This is a genomic window from Enterococcus sp. S53 (assembly GCF_016516865.1).
Taxonomy (GTDB): domain Bacteria; phylum Bacillota; class Bacilli; order Lactobacillales; family Enterococcaceae; genus Enterococcus_D; species Enterococcus_D innesii.
In genome coordinates this window covers 1-1,133 of record NZ_JACVUH010000055.1, presented here as the reverse complement: position 1 = coordinate 1,133, position 1,133 = coordinate 1, and the positions used below count along the sequence as shown (strand labels likewise).

Annotated in this window: 3 protein-coding genes; all 3 read left to right on the top strand. The window is 37.8% G+C overall.

The features are described from left to right. Nucleotides 1-121: 121 nt before the first annotated feature. The 3 genes from IAE45_RS19255 to IAE45_RS18550 are packed head-to-tail and all read left to right on the top strand — an operon-like array spanning nt 122 to nt 1,036. The gene (locus IAE45_RS19255) at nt 122-256 is read left to right on the top strand and encodes a hypothetical protein (protein ID WP_267908071.1); all 135 of its coding nucleotides are present in this window, start codon (nt 122-124) and stop codon (nt 254-256) included. A 58-nt stretch (nt 257-314) separates the two neighbouring features. Beyond that, the gene (locus tag IAE45_RS18555) at nt 315-779 is read left to right on the top strand and encodes a hypothetical protein (protein WP_200127875.1); all 465 of its coding nucleotides are present in this window, start codon (nt 315-317) and stop codon (nt 777-779) included. An 11-nt stretch (nt 780-790) separates the two neighbouring features. After that, nucleotides 791-1,036 (top strand): phage holin, encoded by a 246-nt coding sequence (locus IAE45_RS18550; RefSeq protein WP_142962974.1) that lies wholly within the window; start codon nt 791-793, stop codon nt 1,034-1,036. Nucleotides 1,037-1,133 lie beyond the last annotated feature (97 nt).

Sequence of the window (1,133 nt, the reverse complement as noted above, 5' to 3'; positions counted from 1 at the left end):
GAAATGAATAATGCTAAATTACAAGAAATCAATCACAATCACAGGAGAATCAAAAATAGGCGATAAGGTAGCAGTATACTTGAATGCTAATATTACAACTGACACTGCTGGAAATTCTAGCGTGACTACATCTATTCAAGATCAAGCGTTGTATCGATCAAACAAAGCAGAATGTCGTAAGGATATCGATGATTTCCAAGAAAAAGTATGGGCAGCAGAAGATGACTTTTTGGCAGAATTAGAAGGGCAAGCATAGGCTTGCTCTTTTTAATTATAGAAAGCAGGTGGCATATGTCCAGTTGGGGGAATTTAGAATGAAAGAGCTTTTGGAAATCAATAGCTTTTGGGCTGCTTTGTTCGGTAGCGGTTTATTGGCTACACTTTGGCGAGTTGGTACATGGGTCACTAAACTAGTTAAAGCAAAAAGGGCTGAGAATGATCTTAGGGAACAAACAATCACAGCCTTAGAAACAGCAAACACGGAACAAGATAAACGTCTTAAAAATGTAGAGGATTATCAGACGATGGCTGAGGTCAGAAGCCAGAAAATTGTAAAAGCTGAGAAGGCCTCACTCCACAATCAAATATGGAACAAAGCAGATGAGTACATTAAGCGTGGGTATATCACTGTTGGTGAATTAAACAACTTTGATTATCTGTTTGAAGCCTATAAAAATCTAGGTGGAAATGGAACTGGCGACACGTTGCGTGCCAAGGTATCTAATTTAAACGTACGTGATGAAGGTATCTTGCAACAAAAAGAAATAGATGAACATTAGGAGGAACTATCATGAAATTAACAAATAAACAGTATGATCTAGCAAAAAAAGTTTTAACCGTTGGGGTGCCAGGTATCACGGCGTTTATCGTAACTCTAGGTGGTTTATATGGATTCTCAACAGAAATCATTGTTGGAACGATCACAGCTGCTGCAACTTTAGCTGGGGTGTTTTTGAATATAGCTAGCAGCCAATATCAAGATGAACAAAAACCAGATTATGGCGATGGCCAAGAATTCACAGAAAAGAAGGAGTAGTCAAGCGGCTACTCTTTTTAATTTGAAAGGATGATCAACATGAAGATTATTAATGAATCTATTTTTAAAGGAATAGCAGGCATCAGAAAAATCGGAT

What these genes read in the sequence shown, in the direction of transcription:
- IAE45_RS18550 (WP_142962974.1), top strand. Translation starts at nt 791, where the DNA reads ATGAAATTAACAAATAAACAGTATGATCTAGCAAAAAAAGTTTTAACC.
- IAE45_RS18555 (WP_200127875.1), top strand. Translation starts at nt 315, where the DNA reads ATGAAAGAGCTTTTGGAAATCAATAGCTTTTGGGCTGCTTTGTTCGGT.